Here is a 17,555-nt window from a genome sequence, read left to right as displayed (position 1 = left end):
AGGGCAGGCGCAGCCCGGCCCGTGCCCGCAGACTCCCGCCCCGCCCCCATGAACACAACGCGCCGAAAAGCGTATTCACCCGCTTTGATGCCGGGCCCCTGCCTTCCGTGGGCAGGGCTGATCAGCTGAAAGGAGCTGGGTTGTCTCGACCGGGTCCACAGCGAGGACCGGCCTCGGCCGGTGATCCTTGGGTTTCTTTGCGTCCGAACGCCACGGCTGGTGCCATGGGAGGGGGTCAGGGAGCGGGAGTGGGGGCGGGGGCGGGACGCAGGGTATTTGGATTATCCCGTCCGCCGGGGATGCGGATGATGACGACGAAGCAGGGTTCTGACTCGCCAGGACGTTGGACGGGTTCGATCCAGATGCTGCTGAAGAGGTTGACGGCGCCTTCGGCAGCGACCGTTTTGTCTAGGGCGAGGAGGATGGCGAAGCCGGCGTTGGTGTTCTGGTATTCGCCGCCGGCTCCTCGGACTCCTTGTACGCGAGGTGCACCAGGGCGGAGTAGGCGGTGCTCAGCCTGCCGTGGAGGGCCCGCCAGGTCCGCCGCTGTGCCGGAGGACTCCGTGAAGCGGTGCAGGACGTCGTCGGGCGGCTCGCCGCTGGGTCCATGCAGTCTGCGAACTTGGCGACCCTGCCGCCCGGAACCGCGACAGGCCGTGGATCATGGCTTCACCATCTGTTGTGCTCCCAGGGGGGAACCTCAATGCATCACCACACCGGCACGCCGCTTCAACATGCCCGAAGATCGGCAACAGCCGTCGCGGCCGCGGCGGTCGCACTCAGTGTTCTGACCGGGTGCGGCTCGGGCGTCGACGGCACGAAGGAGCGCGGCCACGCGGGCAGTTCGAAGCGGCCCGCAGACAGCGCGTCAGCGTCCGCGGCCTCAGGTAGCGGCGGGGCGGGCGGCGCCCGTGCCGCACGGCTCGTCGACAAAGCAATCGACGCGACGCTCAATGAGGACTACCTCCGCTCGACCCGTCGCACGAAGAGCGAGGGAACAACGGTCCTTCACAGTGCGGTGCGCGGTGACAGCACGGAATGTAAGACCCACGCCCGAAAGGGCGCCCGCTCCCTGGACTTCGTGGTGACGTCGAGCGCGCTCTACACGCGCGGCAGCAGGGAAGCTCTCATGATGGCACCCGAAGCCAAGAGCGATCCGGTACGCGTGCGGGTGATGGCTGACCGGTGGGTGAAGCGCAACGCTTCCGTCTACGAAGTCATGCGGGACATGTGTGCGTCCAAGACACGGCGGACGTGGCTGGAGAAGCGGATACCCTCCCTGGAGTCACTCGCCACGGCGAAACCGGCGCGGGAGCGGGGGACCCTGCAGGGGCAGCCCACGATCAAGCTGACGTACGAGCGCGAGGGGGGACCCCTTCGGTTCCACATCGCCGCCGAGGGCACTCCCCTCCTCCTGCGGGTCACCTACCCGGCCAAGGATCTCGACGAGTCCTACAGCGACTTCGGCAGCCCCTTTCCCGTGAACGCCCCGCGAGGATCGGTCACGGACCACGAGATGGCCGAAGAGGTTTTCGCGGCACAGTGATCCCCCTCCCCGCCACCTTCTCCCAGCCAAGGCCCGCCTCCACCCGATCGAGTCAGAAACCAGCGAGAGCGACCTACCCACCGAACTCACCGCATAGCCTCAAAACGAGATCACCGAGTGGCCGTCAATACACCACCCGCGGACGTGGCCGGCACGAGGCCTGGGACCGCTGTCCGGCTACCCCGCGCCGGACCAGAACGGCTATCTCTTACGGGAGCCGCCCTCGGCAACGCCTGGGCTGCAGGGGCTCACCTCCACCGAGCATCGGGATCGAACGTCACTGCGCTGTCCCGTATCTCCACCCCGGGCACACTCGTATCCCCGTGTCCGGGCAGCGCACGCATACTTCTGAAATCAGAAGCCATCAGGAGAGCAGCCGGGACGTTCTCCACCTCTTTCCCTCCGGGATCGAGCGGGGATGCGCGGTAGTAGCGCCTGGCGTACTCGATCAGTGCGTGGGGATCCGTCACCTCGCACTCGAACTCCACCGTGATCATGACGCGCTGCGAGCTTTCATCGCCGTCCATGGCACACCGCTTTCTTGTCATGCAGGCGGGCGCCCCCTGGTGCCGCCGCCGCTTCCGTTCAACGGAATCAGGGTCTCCAGGCGAGCGCCCCTGACCCAGGCTCCCAGTAGGTCGCGATGGAGGGCCACGATGTCCTGGCGCAGCGCCTGGCCGAGGGCGTCCTTGGTGAACGAGCGTCCGGTGGTGACGAACAGGGCGACATCCGCCCGGTGCTCGAGGCGGGCGGTGCCGACGAACTTCTGCATGTCCGGCGAGGACACGCTGCGCTGCGGCGCGTATTTCTTGCACTGGGCAACAAGTTTGCGGCCGTCCGGGAGATAGCCGATGACGTCGGCGCCCAGGTCGCCGCTCTTGCCGCTGACGACGACCTGCGTGCAGCCGTCCCGCCGGCACAGATCGGCGACATAGTGCTCGAACTCCTGCCAGGACAGCGCGTCGACCTCCGTCATCGACAGCTCCCGCGCCTTCGCGTCCTCCTGTGCCCGCCACAGCCGGTCGCGCCCGAGCGCGAGCCGGTGCGCCCGCCACAGGCTCCACCCGGCCCCGCCCGCCACCGCGATGGCGAGCCCCCACACCAGGACGGGCCACACACTCGCCCAGTTGCCCGCCACCCACACCGCAGCGACGATCGCCGCCACCGCGCCCCAGCCCTGCAATTGCCGGCGTGTACGCTTCCTCATCCGCCGACGCCGTCGTCGTGCCGCCATCACTCCCCCACTCCCCGTGCCCCTGGTCCGCAGTGTGGAAGGCCTGTCCGGCCCCGGCAAGAGGACCTGACCTCCCCCACCGGACGCTGCGTCCAAGCTCATTGGTCCTCGAACCGGATCGGGTAGGAAACCGTTGGCCGCGGTGCGGGTTTCGGATCCTCCTGGCCCTCGAAGCGCACCGGGTACGTAGCCGTCGGCGCCGGTCGCGCATCTGGCCCCGACCCCCGCTGCCGGACGCACCGCTCGTCCCGCCGTAACCCGCGATCACGATCCCCAACAGGACCAGAATCGACAGGTCCCGCCGCGCGCCCGGCGCCCAACGGAAGTACCGGCGCACCTTCCTGCCGCCGCGCTCGTGCTCCTCCACCCAGGGCATGCCCCTCCTCCACCTCAACTCCCGGTGCTTGACCGGTCCGTTGAGCCGAGGACACCATCCGGGACTGACAACACGTCACGAACGGGCGGCCCAAAGCGGCGGAATCCAGACGCCGGTGCCCCCCTGCGCCTGCGGCGGAAGGCCATGACCAGGCTGTTCATGCGAGGCGGAGGCCGAGAACAAGCCGAATACGGCTGACCCGGACTGCAGCGTGATCCTGACCACGTCCACTACGCCGGGATAGTCGCCCTGTACTTGCTCGACCGCGGGCTCTGGGCGTCGCCGACGATCAGGCTGCAGCTGGGGCAGGGCGGCCGGGGCCTCCTTCCTTGAGCTCCTCTGCGGTCAGCGGCCACACTTCGCCGGGCAGCCCCGGGGTGTAGGCGATCGACTCCTCACGCACGGGGCGGTGCAGGTACTGGCGGCCGGCGACCCTACACAGCCAGGCGGCGGGATGCGGGATGCGCACCCCACGGAATGCAGGCCGTAGCGAAGGCGTCTACAGCTTTGCCGCCTCATGCGGCGCTACCTCTCTGGCGAGGGCGCTGGGCGAGCGAGCAGGCGTCCGGAGTGACGATCTTGTTCCCCGTGCTCAGGGTGGGCCGGAGCGTGCACTCTCCGCCCGCAGAGGGGCCGTGCAAGGCCCGTCATCCTCGGGTTCGCTATCACCGATGACGGGGCGGAAGCTGAAATTACCGGCCGTGACCCAGGCAGCGATGGACGGGGTAAACGGCGCGAGGGGCCGAACTGGTCACTTTGGACCTTCCACGGGGGCGGTCGGCAGAACCATCACCACTCGGTGTTAGGGCACCAGTTATCTGAACCCCGGCACCCACCGCGCATCAATTCGCGGGTGCGCGGCGGTGCCGACGGTCGGCCGATGCTTCTTACCAGCTGGTGAGTCCCACAACGTAGGAGCAGTGGGGGTCCGTGCTGTCCTCCACCATGCGTTCGTCCTCGACGATCAAGGATGGAAGGGCCGCGAGAAGCGCGGTGACAGCGCCGGACGGTCGAACGTCTGCGGCGATCACACCGGTAGCGTCCTGGACGTCCAGGTACAGCCGTAGCCGATCTTGATCCAGGAAGAGGAACCCGAGCAATCGCGGGTCCGGCTGCTCCTCAGTGAAAGGATCGGCGATGGTGCGCAGGATCGTCAGCGCATTGTCCTGTCCTGTGGGCGTGGCCGCTTCCACGGAGGCGGGGTCCACGTGGACGAGGGTCATGCCCATCACGCTGCTGATGCGATCACTGGGGTAGATGCGAGTGCCAGCGGTCAGCGTCCGCAAAATCCCGGTGATGTCATGTGCCGTGACGATGTCGTCATGCACCCGAAGGGGGATCTCGTAGGCCATCAAGCGGTTCGGAGTGTAGGAGTCCGCTGCGCCTGTGACGACGCGGACGGCTTCGGCCGGGGCCGGGAGGGGCAGGATGCCCCGGATGTGCAGAGTGTCGGCCAGAGGTGCCTGGACATGGTGGAGCAGCAGACGCGTGACGTCCGCCTGCCGCTCCGCGAACTCTTCGTCCATAGTTGTCACGCGTCAGCGGACCTGCTCCAAGAGCACATCGACGCTCTCGACGCCCCGGTACTTCTTGAAGCCGGGAGCGAGTTCCTTCACGAGCGTGACGCAACGCGGAGCGCCGATCCGTGTGGCCAGGGCGAGGGACTGGGTGGCGGCTTCCGCTGCCCGGTCGACTTCACCCGTCTTGAGGTAGCTGCTCGCCTCGGCGGTGAGGAAGACCGCAAGCGTTTTGGCGCGCGCGTCGGGAAGTAGGGCCATGCCCTCTTCGATCAGGTCACGAGCACGCCCGGGCTGTCCCAGGTCGAGCTGGCACTGCCCGGAGTCCACCAGCAGGTCGGCTGGTGACATCCAGGAGCACCAGGCGGGCGGGTCCCCTGCGCTTCGCGCAAGTTCCCGCTCTGCATTGGCCAGGGACTGGCGGCAGTTCCGATCTTCTCCGTGCGCGGCTTGAGCGCGGGCGAGGCGGAGGCTGAGCAGGGAACGGGCGGTGGGGTGCTGAGTGCGACCAACGGCGCTTTCGAGGATCTCGGCCGCCGTCTTCGGATCCTTCAACCAGGTTGCCTGATAGGCAATGTCAGACATCACGCCGGCACCGAGATCGCGGTCGCCGGAGGCATGGGCGCTGTGTAGGGCTCCGTGCCAGAAGCGGGCAGCGGCGGCGTGTTTGCCCTGGTCGAAGCGGTGCCATCCGACGGTCTGGCTCAGTCGCGCGGCGAGTCCGTGCAGGCGCTGGCGGACGGGTTCGGTGCAGGTGCCGCCGTCGATCAGGTCGGTGACAGTCGTCAGGTGAGCGTCCAGCAGCGAGCGCGTGTGCTGACGCTGCTCGGTGACCAGACTGGTGAGTCTCTGCCCGGTGGCCTCCAGCAGATCAACGAGCTCCCCATCAACGGCCCGGCCGTCCAGTGTCTTGGCCAGGGCTTGAGGCTCGGTGACGGCCCATTGGTGGGCGAGGCCGACTAACGCAGCAGAGCTGTAGGTGATGAAATTTCGGCGATCCATAGAGCTTCGCAGGGCCTCTCGGAGGGCGGGCACGGTACTGGTGGGCCCGAGGGGTATCGAACTGTCCCGGCCGGGCAGCCATTGGGGCCACCGAAGGGCAGCGACGACGGCCTGATCGATCCCAAACACGTCAGCAAGCAGCATCTGGGACTCGGCGTCGGGGACGACGCCGCGGGTCTCCCACTTCCAGATCCGCTGACGGTCCACCCCGGAGCGCAGCCCTCGGCGCAGGGCGGCCCGGTGGATCAAGCGCACTAAGTTGGGCTGGGTCCAGCCACGCTCGATGCGGGCATAGGCAAGCGGGTGGCGGATCAGGTTGTCCACGGGGGCCATCCCATCATCCTGCGTCACGGAAAGCGTACTGCGCGTGGCACGGGACTACACCGGGACTACACCCAACTCCTGTATCTGACCGAACACGTGAGCTGTACTTCCAGCAGCTTCCCGCCGCCCCCCATTTGTGATCGCCATTGACCGGCTTTCGATACCCCTTGGAGAAGCCCGATGCGCCACTGGCCGCTTGCCCAGCTCACCCTCACCACCGGCGATCTGGTTCTGCGCATCCCCGACGACAGGCAGCTCGACGAGCTGGCTCAGGTAGCGGCCGACGGCGTCGCTCCGCGGGGAGCTGCCCTCTCCCGGCCCTGGGCTCCCGGCCCTGCCGAGGAGACTGCCCGCCAGGTGGTGCAGACCCACTGGAAGGCCCGCGGCGACTGGCACGAGGACAATTGGAGTCTGCTCTTGGCCGTCTTCCACGACGGAGAAGTGATCGGCGAACAAAGCCTGTCGGCGTGCGACTTCCGTGTCACCCGTGAAGCGCACACGGGCTTCTGGCTCGGTCAGCGCTTCCAGCGTCGAGGCTTCGGCACGCAGATGCGCACCGCCGCTCTGGGCCTCGCCTTTGACTGCCTGGGCGCCGAGCGGGTCATGACCACGGCCTTCGCAGGCGACAGTGCATCGCGTCGTGTGTCCGAGAGGCTCGGCTACGAGCCCAACGGGGTGCGGCGCTTCGCTGCCGGGCACCGCCTGGTCGAGGCCCACGACACCGTTCTCACCGCTGACCGCTGGCATCGACAGCCTCAACAGCCGACCAAAGCGGAGGGTTTTGACTACTGCCGGCAACTCTTCGGGACCCCTGCCCTGCCGCCGCCGGTCGACGTCCTTCTGCACGTGTAGCGCGACTGGCGCGATCGACCTGTCCGCTTTGGCACCACAGGCTGCGCCGGTGAGGGCGAGGACCGAGAGCGCCACTGCTGAGACAGTCGCCGCCATCCGGCCCTCGTGAACGAGGCCGCGGCCCGCACCAGTTCTTCACCAGCCGACTCCACGGGCCGGCCTCCGAGGACGTGCGAGTGCGATGACCTCCACCATCACCACCCTCTATTCCCAGCCCCCGGAAGCGAGAGACACCGATGACGACGTCCGTCGCCCGACCCGCGGCCGCCCCCGGCGCCGCCGAACCTGCGTCCTTAGCAGGCGCTGCCGACCGATATGCCGCTCACGGCTTCCAGACCCGTGGGGAGCTCGGGCAGCACTTCCTGCGGACGCTTGATGCGGCCCACGCCCTGCTCGAGCGGGCGAGTATCCCGGAGGGTGCGCGAGTCCTTGAAGTCGGGGCAGGGCTGGGCACGCTCTCATCCGCGATCGCAACTGCCGGACACCGCATCTGGGCCGTAGAGAAGGACGAGCGGCTGCGGAGCCAGCTGACGGCACGCCTTGCCCTCTTCGGGGAGCGCGCCCGAGTCACCATCGCCGACGTGCGCCATCTGGACTTGGCAGCCGGCCTGGACTGCGGGAGCGCCCTGGTGTCGATCATGCCGTTCGATCCTGAGCTGTCCACTGCTTTGATCCGGCACGTGTTCGCCTGCCCTCGCGTTGAGTACGGGTTCGTGGTCGTGCCCAGCGCCAGTGTGCAACTGCTGTCAACGTGCACGGACTTAGTGGTGGAAGAGGTCGACGGCATCGCTCGCGTCTCCTTTTGGCCGCCTGCGCCCACCCCGCTGCGTGTGCTCGCGATCGGCCGGAGGTCCCCGTGCAGGAGTTGATAGCCACGGGCTGCTTCCACTCCGCCTTGCCCGGCGGCCGCGGTGCCCTGTCCGCGCTGCAAACTGGGCGCCAGGCCGGGTCCCTCGTCATCGACGCCGGAGACTTCGTACTCCGGCAGCGCGTTCTACGCCTACTCAAGCGGTCGCGTGGAGGAACGGCTCCTGGCCGAGCTGTACGACGCGGTCGTTCCCGGCAATCACGACCTGCCCGATCTGATGCGGCTGGAGCGCCCCGACTTCTTCCCGCCGGTCGTGTGCGCCAACCTCCGCCCGCCGCGTACCTTCGGCGGCCGGTGGTCACCCGGACTGCTGCTGCACGGTGCGTCGCTGCGCGTCGGGATCGTCGGCTACCTGGGGGAGCAGGCCTTTCAAGCAATCCCTCCCCAGGAGCGCGCGGGGTTCACCTTTCAGGCACCGACGGCCGATCTGATCGCCGCCGAGGCCGACACGTTGCGTTCGGCGGGAGCCGACGTGGTGGTGGGGGTCAGTCACAGCGGCTTCCTCGTCGATGTTGCCGACCAGGAAGCCGGGTGGCCGCTGACCACGGTGATCGCCTCGCACTGCCACTCGCCCTGGACGCAGTGGACGAAGCACGACCGGCATGTGGCCAAGCCATCCGCCCACGGGACCGGGCTGCTCCGCATCGCTTTGGAGGCCGCTGGGCCCGTCAGCGTGCGCCACGACACCCTCACCGAGGGCGCCCCCGCGCACGCGTTGCCCGACATGGGTATCGATAACGAGTTGAAGGCGTTCGCGGCGTGGGGCGCGCGCCCCCTGGGCCGGCTCCCGGCCGCCCAGCCGCATCGGCGGGACGCGGCCCGCCTCGTGGCGGCCCGCGCGCTGCAGGACACGGGGGCCGACGCGTTCGCCCTCAACACCTACACCTTGCGCGCCGGCCTTCCGGCGCAGGTGACGCGGGCGGCGCTGTGGGCCTGCGCCCCCTTCAACAGCGACCTGATGGTGCTTGAGGGCGCACACCGGGTGAGTGACCTCGTCGCCTCGGCGCGAGAGCTGGGAGAGGACCTCACGGTCGCCCTCGCCAGACCAGCAAGCAGCGTGCCGGGTCGCATCGCCACCACCGCCTACGTCGCCGAGCGCTTGCAGCTTCCCGCGCGGCCCCCTGCCCAGCCATGCACGTTGCACGACGCCTTCCTCGCCGTCCTGGAGCCGACATGCCCAACCTGATGATGCTGCCCAGCCGTGAGTTGACCTACGGCCCGACCGCACCCGCGGCTTTCGCCCGCGCCTTCGACGCCGGCGACGGCCGCGCGGTCGTCACGTTTGAACCCGGCGAGCACCTGCGCAACCTGGACCTCGCGCTCAGCCTGCTGTCCAACCTGGGCACCGTGCTCTCCCTCTACCCGGGCCGGGGCTGCTGGGACGAGCTGACGGTGCGCGACGACGTCGACCCCGGGCGCACGCACGGCGTCGGCGAGAACCGGCTGCATGTCGACCTCGTCGACCGCGATCACACACCGCGCCTGATCGCTCTGTACTGCGTGCGCTCCGATCCGGCGGCGGGAGGTGCCTCAGCGCTCTGTGACCTGCACCAGGCCGTCGGCGACCTCGACGGGGCCGACCGCGAGCTGTTGGAGCGCCCGGTCTTCTCCTACTTCACCGACCACGGCGTCCACGGAGTCGGTGAGGGCCTGGCCCATTTCGCCGTCCTGCCCAGACGCCTCGACGGCAGCGAGCCGATCCGGTTCACCTCCAAAATGCTCCCCCACCTTCAGCGTGGCGAGCTGATCGACAGCGACAGTCAGCGGGTCGCCGCCGCATTCGGCCGTCTCGTAGCCGCCGCGGAGGCGCGGCGGACCACCATACGGCTGCAGCCTGGCCAACTCCTCGTCTTCGACCAATGGCGCTACGCCCATGGACGCATGCCTCTGGGGCCGGGCCAGAGCGGCCTGCCGCCCGACCAGCGCCGCCTCCTCAAGCAGGCGTACGGCCGACGCCCCCTATCGGGAGGAAGCGCACGATGATCCTGACCGGACCCGCGATCCACGAGGCCGTCACCAGCGGGGCGATCACCATCGCCCCCTTCGAGGAGACCGGGCTCAACCCCAACAGCTACGACTACCACCTCGGCAGCCAGCTCGAAGAGATCATCAGCAGGCCTGCCGACCCGACGGTCCCCGCCCGGACCCGCACCATCGACCTGCCCGCGACAGGCCTCGAGCTCCAGCCGAACACCGTCTACCTGGGCACGACCGTCGAGACGATCGGCAGCGACCACTTCGTCACCAACCTGATCGGCTGCTCTTCTCTCGGGCGCCTGGGCTGCTTTCTGGAAATCTCCGCCGACCTGGGCCAACTCGGGGCCATGCACCGTTGGACCCTGGAGATCACCGTCGTGCAGCCTCTGCACGTCTATCCGGGCATGCGCGCGGGCCAGGTCTCCTTCTGGCAGCCGTCCGGCAGCCGCTCCCCCTACCGCGGCCACTACGGAACCCTCAGCATCCCCGCCGCCTGGTCCCCCCACGCAGCAGCCGGCCGCGGCGCGGCGCCCGCCCCGCTCCCCCAGGAGATACCCGCATGATCCTCACCGGCCCCGAGATCACATCACGCGTCAAGGACGGCGACATCCGCATCGAGCCGTTCGACTCCCACCTTGCCCAGCCCAACTCCTATGACTTCCACCTCGGCGACACCATCGGCTACTACACCCATCACGCCCTGGACTGCGCCCGCGACAACCCCTTCGAGCAACACCCCATCCCCGCCGACGGGTTCATGGTCTATCCGCACCGCATCTACCTGGCCTCCACCCGGGAACGTATCGGCAGCGACCACTGCGTGCCCATCATTCGGGCCCGCTCCTCCATCGCCCGCCTGGGCCTGTTCGTCCACGTCACCGCCGACCTCATCGACCTCGGCTCCTTCGGTCAGCTCACCCTGCAACTGCACGCCGTGCAGCCGGTGCGCATCAAGCCGGGCCTCCGGATCGGGCAGGTCACCTTCTGGGAGACGACCGGGGAACGCGTGCTGTACGACGGCAAGTATCAGGGCAGCTGTGGTCCGCAACCCTCCAAGTCCCACCTCGACTTCGAGGCCCGGTGAAGGCGCCTGCGGCCCTGGGCCGCGAGCCGCGCAGTTCTGTGTGCGACCGCACCAGCGAGGTGGTGGTGGCGCTGGTGGCTCATCCCGATGACGCCGAGCTGCTCTGCTACGGGACGCTGCGCCGCGCCGCCCAGGCCGGGGCCGCCGTAGCGGTGGTGGTGGTCACCCACGGCGCGAACGGCGTGTCCGTGGCGGAGGCCGCCTCCGGCCGCCGCCTCGGCACGGACGAGAGGGCAGCGGAGGTCCGCGCGGCCTGGCGGGACACCGGAATCCAGCTCGCCTTCCTCGGCCTGACCGACGGCGCGCTGGTGGCCGACCGGCAGATGATCTCCCTTGTGGAGGCCGAACTGACCCGGCTGGGCTGCACGCTGCTGATCACTCACAGCCTCCACGCTGACACCGATCATCAGGACCACCGGGCGCTGGCCAGTGCTGCCGTCAACGCCGCCACCCGCGTGACGAGCTGCCACACCGTGCTGCACGGAGAGCCCCATGCTCCTCGGTCTGCATTCGCCCCGACCGTCCTCGTCGACATCACCGACGTCCTGGACGACAAGGTCACCGCCCTGGCTGCGCACGGCACCCAGGCCGGCCGCTGGTATCTCGGCAAGGACTACACCCACCACCGAGCCGCCCAGGCCGGATGGAAACTGCGCCCCGCGGCAGCCGAAACGGGGCGCGCCTACGAGGCCTTCGAAACCTCCGTGCTCACCCTCTTTCCGCAGGAGGACCGCTCATGATCTACATCGAGCAGCCACCCTTCGCCCCGTGGCTGGGATTCTGCGAGGCCCTCTTCGCCTGCGACACCGTCGCCCTGTACGACGACGTGCCCTACACCGATGGCGGCTACCAAAACCGCAACCGGATCAAGACGGCCGACGGGCCGCAATGGCTGACCGTCCCGGTCAGCCGCACCCCCGGGCAGCTGATCCGCGACACCCCCATCGCCGTCTCCTTCGACGCCGACAGCATGCTGCGCACGATCCGCCTGGCCTACACCCGCACCCCACATGCCGACGAGATGCTGCACGTCCTGCGGCCGGTCCTCGGCGCCGGTCACGCGTGGCTGGTCGACCTGAACCTCGACCTGCTCACCCAGATCCGGGCCGCCCTCGGCGCCCCCGCGCGCCTGCAGCTCACATCCGAACTGGCCATCGGCGCTGAGGACCGGACCGGGCGCCTGGCCGCCATCTGCACGGCCACCGGCGCCGATGTCCTGTGGGCGGGCTCGGGGACCCGTACCTATCTGGACGCCGCGGCGCTGGCCGAGCACGGCGTGCAGGTGCGGTGGAACGACTACGCCGACCGCCACCCGCATTACCAACAGGCCTGGGGGCGGCAGGGCTTCAAGCCCAACCTGTCCGTGATCGACACCGTCTGCTCGCTCGGCTGGGCGGGCACCGCCGCGCTCCTGCGCACCGGACTTGCCGCCTACCTCCAGCAGCACGCATCCAAGGAGGCGACCGCATGAGGCGCCCGTTGATTCTCACCGGCATCGATCTGCCCCTGGAGCCCTCGTGCGGCTCGACCATCTGGTGCAGCGACGTGTACGCCCGCCTGACCGGCCACGGATACCGCACGGTGTTCGCGCACCTGCCCGGCAGCGGGACCTGGCAGCACGGATTCACCGAGACCGCCGAACTCGCCGCGCTGAAAGCTCCGTACGGGCCCGGCTTCGACGCGTACGCGAACGCGCTCACCGCCGAAGTCCGCGGCCTCGTGCAGGACCACCAGCCGGACCTGATCCATGCCCAGCACCTCGGGTTCGGGCTCGCTCTCGCCTTCGCGCGGGCGGCCGGCAGCACGCCGGTGGTGTCCGTCGCACACGGCACCGACGTCATCGCCGCCACCCAAGACGCGCAGGCGCGCGCCGTCCTGAACGAGATCGTCGACGCCAGCGTGCGTGCCATCATCCCCACCGCGGCGATGGCCGCCGAGGTCGACCGGCTCACCGCGGGCCGCCACACCGACCGCCTGATGATCGTGCCCTGGGGCATCCCGCTGCCCCCGGAGCCAAACGCGCCCCCGCGCGCCGGAAACCGGCTGCGCCTGGTGCACGCAGGCCGTCTGGACGCCAACAAGTCCACCATCACCGCCATCGAGGCACTGGCGAAGACCACGGGGCACCAGCTCACTGTCATCGGCAACGGCAGCGAACTCGAGACCCTCACCCGGCGCACCAGCGAGCTGGCAATGGCCGACCGCGTGACGTTCGAGCCGTTCCTTCCTCGCCAGGACCTGTTCAAGCGGTTCTGCGACTTCGACGCGATGCTGTTCACCACCCGCACGCTGGAGGCCTACGGACTCGTCGCCGTCGAGGCCCAGGCGCACGGACTGCCGGTTCTCTACAGCGACCTTCCCGGGCTGCAGTCCACGCTCGGCACCGGCGGCCTGAGTTTCCCGCCGGGTGACGCCGGCGCCCTGGCCGCACTCATCGACGGCCTGGCCGCCAGCCCGGCCACACGGCAGATCCTGCACCAGGGCGCCGTCGCCAACGCCCGCCGCTACGACGTCGCCCACACCGTCGGCCGGCTGGCCGCGCTGTCGAGCACCGCGATGGACGGCACCCGATGAACGACATCCCCCTGTACGCCAGCCGTCTGTGGCCGCCGGTGCGGCCCCGCACCGGCGACGCCTCAGCCTCGACACTCGATCTGCTGCACACCCTTGGTCTGATCGCCCGCACCGACGCAACCGGCGTACACAGCCTCCTCCCGCTCGGCGTCCGGGTGCACGACCGGCTCAGCGCTATCGCCCGCCGCGCCTTCGAGGAGCGCGGCGCACTGACCTTCGCTCCGCCCACACTGCAAAGCCGCACCCTGTGGGACCAGACCGGCCGCTGGAACGCCTACCGCCGCGAAGGGGCCCTGCTGACGGTGGCCTCCTCCGGCGGTGAGGAGATGTGCCTGGCACCCACCTCCGAGGAGATCGCGGCCTCCACGGTCCGCGAACACCTGCGATCCCACCGGGACCTGCCCGTACGCCTGTCACTGAGCACACGGAAGTTCCGCGACGAGCTCTCCCCGCGCGGCGGGCTGATGCGCGGCCGCGAGTTCACCATGGCCGACGCCTACACCTTCGACACCGGCCCCGACACCATGCGCGCCTCCATCGACTTCCTCAACGACGCCTGCACCGCGGCCCTGACGGGCATGGGCTTGACCGGTGTGTTCACCGCGCCCGCGGACGGCGGCAGCATCTCCGCCGGTCCCAGCACCGAACATCTCGTCCTTGCCGACAGCGGACAGGGCACCCTCGTCGCCTGCCCCCACTGCGGCACCCGAGGCGACGGCGCCGTCCTCGCCGCACTACCCCCGCCTCCCGGACCCCACCCGGTCGTCAACGTCATCGCCTTCACCCTCACCAGGCACGACTGCACCACCCAGACCGCAGCCGTCGCCATCCGCTCCGACCTCCACGTCAGCCCCCGCAAGATCGCCGCCGCCACCGGCGCCGCCCGGGTCGACCTCATCGAGCCTGACCTCCTGCCCGAGATGCTCGGCAAGCAGGCCGGCACCCTCACCCCCTGGGACGCCGCCAGCGCCCCCGACGTCCTTCCCTTGTACGACCAGTCCGCGGCCGAGTTGGCAACCTTTGGCATCTCCGACGGACACGCCGGGGTGCGCACGGGCGTCCGCTGGAGCGGCACCCGCGGCCTGGCCGCCCTGCACCCCAGGGGCCTCGACCTCCACCACGCCGTCGACCGCAGCGGTTGCGGCGCCTGCCAGCAGGGCCACTACAGCGCCCTCCGCGCCGTCGAGGTCGCCCATGTCTTCGAGTTGGGCACCCAGTACGCCACCCCGATGAAACTTCGCTACAGCGACCCCGACGGCCACCCCATCACCCCCTGGATGGCCTGCTCGGGTATCGGCATCACCCGCTGTCTGCAGACCGCCGCCGACCTCCACCGCGACCGGCACGGCCTGCGCTGGAAGCCGGGCACCGGTCCCGCCGACGTCCACCTCGTGGTGCTGCGCGCGGACCAGCCCGTCATGCGTGAACGCGCGGACCGCATCACCCGCGACCTCACCTCCCACGGCGTGAGCGTGTTCGTCGACGACCGGCCCCTGACCGCCGGCGACAAGCTCCGCTACGCCCGCCTCCTGGGCCTCCCCCATACCGCCGTCCTCTCCCCCGGCCACCCCGACACCGAAATCGAAGTCATCACGCGCTCCACAGGACGTACCGCTGGAACCGATCTCAGCCACGTCACCGACCGACACCCGTTCACGCAGATATAGAACCAGCGCAATAGAATATCGAAATCACCAGGACGGCATCGATTCGGTGGCGCCTTTAACGAGCATGCCGAAACGCGCAGTTCGACCAAGGAATTCATCGGGTTCACCGGCGGCGAGATCCCTTCGACCGCCCGCTCGACCCCGTTGACCGGCGCCATCACGAGGGCTACCGTCCTCGTCATCGCAGTACAAAGCGGGTCGTAGCTCAATCGGTGGAGCACGGCAAAAGCGTTGCCGAGGAGCTGGTTCAAATCCAGCCGACCCGACCAATTCATCACCGCTCACGCCACAGGAAGGACCATACGGCCGTCAATCGGATCACAATGCGGCCATTTCAGAAAAGGGACCGATGAAAATCGCCATCACGGGCGGAGCCAGCGCCGGCCACGTCGTTCCGGCCCTCGCTGTCGCCAGCCAACTCCACGACCGCGGCGCCGAACTGGTCCTTCTCGGGCGCAAGAACACCATTGAGCACGACTACGCCCAACGCGTCGGCATCCCCTTTCGCCACGTCCCCTCGGCCGGGCTGCGCCGCCACCGCTCCGCCAGCAACCTGCTGATGCCGTTCACGGTCGCCCGGGGGATCCTCGCCGCCTTCATGGCACTGCGTCGCGAACGGCCCGACGCCCTGTTCTCCAAGGGCTCCTACGTCTCCGTACCCGTCGGCATCGGCGCCGCCCTGGCCCGCATCCCCGTGGTCATCCACGAGAGCGACCATTCCCTGGGACTGGCCAACAAGATCCTGGGGCGCCTGGCCACCAGCATCTGCCTGAGCGTCCCCGCATCCAGCCCCACACCACGCTGGATGCACGACAAGTCCCAGGTGACCGGGCTGCCGCTGCGCGCTGACCTTACCGACGCCGACCCCGAGGCGCTGCGCGACCGACTGGGCGTGCCCGCAGACAAACGGGTTCTGCTGATCTTCTGCGGGAGCAGCGGCTCGCAGCGCATCAACACCGCCGTCCGCACGCAACTCGGCGCCCTGTGCGAGCAGCACAGCGTGCTGCACGTGGTCGGAAACGGCAACCTCGATCCGCAGTTCGCCGACCGGCCCGGGTACTGGCAGTTGGAGTACCTGCACGATGACATGCCTCACGCCCTGGCCCTGGCGGATCTCGTCATCGGCCGGGCGGGGGCCACCACCCTGGCCGAACTCACCGCCCTCGAACTGCCTGCCGTCCTGGTGCCTCTGCCGGCCTCCGTCAGCCGCGGGGACCAGCTCGACAACGCGCGGGCTTACGCCGCTCAGCACCCGGAACGCTGCCGTGTCATCGCCGACGAGGAACTGACCGATACCGGCATTCTCGTTCAGGCATGCGCGGCCCTGTCCGCCGTCCCCTGCGGCGGACAGGGCCGCGGCCCCCGACCGGAGGCCGCGGCCGAGCACGTCGCCGATATCGTCCTGCAGGCGGCGGACCCGCTCCGGTAACGCCGGTCAGTCGTGGTTGCCGTACATATCGCGGATCTCCGCCTCGCTCTCGCCCCGGTAGTACACGTGCCAGTGGAGGTGCTTGGACTCCTGGTACAGACCCAGGTTCGTTCCGACCGAGCACGATCCATGCTCCTTCTCCACTCCGGCGGCCACCTCCCGCACCACGGCTACCACCTCGTTCAGCAAGCCCTCATCGGCGTTGCCGAGGTCGGTGAGCGAGGGGACGTGCTCCTTGGGGATCACCACGATGTGCACCGGATGGGCAGGGTTGGTGTGGTGAAAGGCCAGCACCCGTTCGGTCTCCCGCACCTTCTCGATGGGAACCGCGCCGGTCAGCGCCTGGTGGCAGTAGAAGTCGGAGACGGTCGCGGTCACAGATGCACACCTTCGCTGGGCAGCAATGTCGGAAGGGCGCCTGCCCGACGAAATCGTCGGGCAGGCGCCGATGCCAGCGTAGCGAGCCATCGGCCGACAACCGAATCGCCCAACACCTCATCAATGCAACGGCGTTCGTCAACACTGCGTACTCATGACCGAATGAATCGGCGGCCACCCCTTTCACGGACCGGCCCGCGGTATCGCCCTCCAGCAGCAGGCGGAGTGCCCGACCCGACAGACCCCGTATCGCTTCCACCCACTCGGTCAACGACGGCCGCCGAACAACCCGATGCGCGACGGCACGTACGGGACGGCTCGTGCCCTCACCCACGCAATCCTCCTGCTGCCGCCCGTCGGCCAGCTCAGAGCCCGTCCTTGTGCTGCACCCCTTGGTGAACCACGCCGAGCCGGCGGGCCATCGGTTGCATCGACTTACGCCGCCCGTCCAGGAGCAGGCCCCGCAGGTACGGGCCGCCTTCGCCCGCTGGTCCGACCGCGCCATCGGTGCGAACGCCTCAGCCGCGAAGTCCTCCAGCCGGTCACCGCCCGGCAAGCGGTCAGACCCCGAGCGAACTACCAGAACTGAGCTGTGAACAGCCACCTACCGGTAGTTCGTTAAATCCGGTGGTTGAACCGTTCCGGGTTTGATCGAGACTCTAGGTCGTGACTGTGACCTGGGGCTTCGTGGTTTCGCGGTAGTACGTGGTCTCGTATTCGGCAGGTG

The 17,555-nt window shown here is 69.0% G+C and carries 17 protein-coding genes, 1 tRNA gene and 1 pseudogene; 13 read left to right on the top strand and 6 right to left on the bottom strand.

Annotated elements, in window-relative coordinates:
- Positions 1-703: 703 nt before the first annotated feature.
- Positions 704-1,546, top strand: a complete 843-nt coding sequence (locus ACWFRU_RS40770) for a hypothetical protein (protein WP_453693678.1) — start codon at positions 704-706, stop codon at positions 1,544-1,546.
- 248 nt (positions 1,547-1,794) lie between these two features.
- Here ACWFRU_RS40770 and ACWFRU_RS40765 read toward each other — a convergent pair whose 3' ends face one another.
- From ACWFRU_RS40765 to ACWFRU_RS40750, 4 genes are all read right to left on the bottom strand, one after another.
- Complete coding sequence (locus tag ACWFRU_RS40765) at positions 1,795-2,073, bottom strand: hypothetical protein (RefSeq protein WP_453693676.1); 279 nt, start codon at positions 2,071-2,073, stop codon at positions 1,795-1,797.
- Between the two features lie 17 nt (positions 2,074-2,090).
- Positions 2,091-2,753 (bottom strand): restriction endonuclease, encoded by a 663-nt coding sequence (locus ACWFRU_RS40760; RefSeq protein ID WP_453693674.1) that lies wholly within the window; start codon positions 2,751-2,753, stop codon positions 2,091-2,093.
- Positions 2,754-4,043: 1,290 nt separating this feature from the next.
- Positions 4,044-4,682: a hypothetical protein gene (locus ACWFRU_RS40755; RefSeq protein ID WP_453693672.1), complete on the bottom strand. Its 639-nt coding sequence runs from the start codon at positions 4,680-4,682 to the stop codon at positions 4,044-4,046.
- Between the two features lie 12 nt (positions 4,683-4,694).
- Positions 4,695-5,999 carry a helix-turn-helix transcriptional regulator gene (locus tag ACWFRU_RS40750; RefSeq protein WP_453693670.1) on the bottom strand — a complete coding sequence of 435 codons (1,305 nt, stop codon included), beginning with the start codon at positions 5,997-5,999 and terminating at the stop codon, positions 4,695-4,697.
- Positions 6,000-6,179: 180 nt separating this feature from the next.
- Between ACWFRU_RS40750 and ACWFRU_RS40745 the strand changes: the two genes are divergently transcribed.
- The 12 genes from ACWFRU_RS40745 (at position 6,180) to ACWFRU_RS40690 (ending at position 16,450) form a co-directional block, all read left to right on the top strand.
- Positions 6,180-6,851 carry a GNAT family N-acetyltransferase gene (locus ACWFRU_RS40745; protein WP_453693668.1) on the top strand — a complete coding sequence of 224 codons (672 nt, stop codon included), beginning with the start codon at positions 6,180-6,182 and terminating at the stop codon, positions 6,849-6,851.
- Between the two features lie 236 nt (positions 6,852-7,087).
- Positions 7,088-7,720 (top strand): rRNA adenine N-6-methyltransferase family protein, encoded by a 633-nt coding sequence (locus tag ACWFRU_RS40740; RefSeq protein ID WP_453693666.1) that lies wholly within the window; start codon positions 7,088-7,090, stop codon positions 7,718-7,720.
- A gap of 147 nt (positions 7,721-7,867) precedes the next feature.
- Positions 7,868-8,905 (top strand): metallophosphoesterase, encoded by a 1,038-nt coding sequence (locus ACWFRU_RS40735; protein WP_453693664.1) that lies wholly within the window; start codon positions 7,868-7,870, stop codon positions 8,903-8,905.
- Positions 8,893-9,702 carry a TauD/TfdA family dioxygenase gene (locus ACWFRU_RS40730; protein ID WP_453693662.1) on the top strand — a complete coding sequence of 270 codons (810 nt, stop codon included), beginning with the start codon at positions 8,893-8,895 and terminating at the stop codon, positions 9,700-9,702. Before ACWFRU_RS40735 ends, ACWFRU_RS40730 begins: the two co-directional genes overlap by 13 nt.
- Positions 9,699-10,259 (top strand): dCTP deaminase, encoded by a 561-nt coding sequence (locus ACWFRU_RS40725; protein WP_453693660.1) that lies wholly within the window; start codon positions 9,699-9,701, stop codon positions 10,257-10,259. The genes ACWFRU_RS40730 and ACWFRU_RS40725 overlap by 4 nt, the downstream gene beginning before the upstream one ends.
- Complete coding sequence (dcd, locus tag ACWFRU_RS40720) at positions 10,256-10,780, top strand: dCTP deaminase (protein WP_453693658.1); 525 nt, start codon at positions 10,256-10,258, stop codon at positions 10,778-10,780. The genes ACWFRU_RS40725 and dcd overlap by 4 nt, the downstream gene beginning before the upstream one ends.
- Positions 10,777-11,520, top strand: a complete 744-nt coding sequence (locus tag ACWFRU_RS40715; RefSeq protein WP_453693656.1) for a PIG-L deacetylase family protein — start codon at positions 10,777-10,779, stop codon at positions 11,518-11,520. Before dcd ends, ACWFRU_RS40715 begins: the two co-directional genes overlap by 4 nt.
- The gene (locus tag ACWFRU_RS40710) at positions 11,517-12,251 is read left to right on the top strand and encodes a WbqC family protein (RefSeq protein ID WP_453693654.1); all 735 of its coding nucleotides are present in this window, start codon (positions 11,517-11,519) and stop codon (positions 12,249-12,251) included. The genes ACWFRU_RS40715 and ACWFRU_RS40710 overlap by 4 nt, the downstream gene beginning before the upstream one ends.
- A complete protein-coding gene (locus ACWFRU_RS40705; protein WP_453693652.1) occupies positions 12,248-13,354 on the top strand; it encodes a glycosyltransferase family 4 protein in 1,107 nt (368 codons plus the stop codon). The genes ACWFRU_RS40710 and ACWFRU_RS40705 overlap by 4 nt, the downstream gene beginning before the upstream one ends.
- Entirely contained in the window at positions 13,351-15,021 is a 1,671-nt protein-coding gene (locus ACWFRU_RS40700) for a proline--tRNA ligase (RefSeq protein ID WP_453693650.1), read from the top strand. Before ACWFRU_RS40705 ends, ACWFRU_RS40700 begins: the two co-directional genes overlap by 4 nt.
- A 194-nt stretch (positions 15,022-15,215) precedes the next feature.
- Positions 15,216-15,290 (top strand) — tRNA-Ala (locus ACWFRU_RS40695).
- 80 nt (positions 15,291-15,370) lie between these two features.
- A complete protein-coding gene (locus tag ACWFRU_RS40690; protein WP_453693648.1) occupies positions 15,371-16,450 on the top strand; it encodes a UDP-N-acetylglucosamine--N-acetylmuramyl-(pentapeptide) pyrophosphoryl-undecaprenol N-acetylglucosamine transferase in 1,080 nt (359 codons plus the stop codon).
- Between the two features lie 6 nt (positions 16,451-16,456).
- Here ACWFRU_RS40690 and ACWFRU_RS40685 read toward each other — a convergent pair whose 3' ends face one another.
- Positions 16,457-16,828, bottom strand: a complete 372-nt coding sequence (locus ACWFRU_RS40685; protein WP_453693646.1) for an HIT domain-containing protein — start codon at positions 16,826-16,828, stop codon at positions 16,457-16,459.
- Positions 16,829-17,235: 407 nt separating this feature from the next.
- Positions 17,236-17,333, bottom strand: a pseudogene (locus ACWFRU_RS40680) (transposase); the annotation flags it as partial.
- Positions 17,334-17,555: the final 222 nt, after the last annotated feature.

The organism is Streptomyces sp. NPDC055099, from assembly GCF_053607685.1.
This window is presented reverse-complemented; position numbering and strand designations above follow the sequence as displayed.